This window comes from Kitasatospora sp. NPDC059817 (genome assembly GCF_042731835.1).
Classification (GTDB): domain Bacteria; phylum Actinomycetota; class Actinomycetes; order Streptomycetales; family Streptomycetaceae; genus Kitasatospora.
In genome coordinates this window covers 1-1,171 of the sequence record NZ_JBHWIR010000444.1, presented here as the reverse complement: position 1 = coordinate 1,171, position 1,171 = coordinate 1, and the positions used below count along the sequence as shown (strand labels likewise).

Genomic DNA, 1,171 nt, shown 5'->3' with positions numbered 1-1,171 from the left:
TCGGCGGGTGCCGCGTTCGAGGGTGGAGATGGTGGCGGGCCAGACGCCGAAGTGGTTGGCGACGGCGGTGAGGGTGATGTTCTTGGCCTGGCGGGCGGGCCGGAGGTCGGCGGTCTCGGGGGCCGTGACGGTCGTGGTGAGGCAGCGGAAGATCTCGCGGGCGATGGCGCGTTTGAGGAGGCGGATGATCTCCTTCTTGGTGCGGCCGGCCTCGCTCTGGCGGGCGACGTAGTCGCGGGTGCGTCGGTCGCTGGACATCCGGCACAGGGCTATCCGGTAGAGGGCGGCGTTGGCCGCGCGGTCTCCGCCGCGGGACAGGCGGTGGCGGTTGGTGCGGCCGCTGGAGGCGGGCACGGGTGCGGCTCCGCACAGGGCGGCGAAGGATGCCTCGCCGCGGAGCCGGTCGGGGTTGCCGCCTGCTGTGATCAGCAACTGGGCGGCGGTGTCGGGGCCGACCCCGTGGGTGGCTCGCAGGCCGGGGTTGAGGTCGGTGACCAGGGCGTCGAGCGTCCTGGTGAGGGTGTCGTGCTCGTCGGTGAGGGCTTTGACGCGTTTGGCGAGGGTCTTGAGCGCGGTCAGGACCGCGACGCGGACCGTGTCGCCGGCGGGACGGAGCCGGGCGAGGGTGTCGGTTCGCTTGTCGCCTTGCAGGGCACCGTACTTGGCGCGGATGTCGTCGGGTGCGCCGATGAGGGTGTGGGTGATCTGGTTGAGGGTGGCGGTGCGGGCTTTGACGGCGGAGCGGGCCGCGTTGTGGAGGGCGCGGATGCCGGCGACGGTGTCGTCCTTGGGTGCGGCGTCGGCCCGGCCGGAGAGGGCCGCGCGGGCGGCGGCGTAGGCGTCGATGGGGTCGGACTTGCCGATGCGGCGGCGTTCGGCCCGGTCGGGCCGGTTGACCTCCACGACGGTCAGGCCGGCCTGGCGGGCGGCGTGGGTGAAGCCGGAGCCGTAGGAGGAGGTGCCTTCCACCCCGATCGCGGTCACGGTGCCGTGGGCGGTCAGGAACGCGATCGCGGCCGTGTAGCCGGCCCCGGTGGTGGGGAACTCGGCGTCGGCGACGTGGCCGCCGCGGTCGGTGACGACGGCGAGGTGGATCGTGTCGGCGTGGGAGTCCACGCCGCCGAACACCGTCTGACCGGCGCCGCCGGAGAAGCTTGGTCCTGTCATGCTG

At 73.4% G+C, this 1,171-nt stretch carries 1 protein-coding gene; it reads right to left on the bottom strand.

Going from position 1 to position 1,171, the window contains the following annotated elements:
* Positions 1–1,116: IS110 family transposase (locus tag ACFV61_RS36130; RefSeq protein ID WP_380496432.1), on the bottom strand; the 1,116-nt coding region annotated here is incomplete at its 3' end.
* Positions 1,117–1,171: the final 55 nt, after the last annotated feature.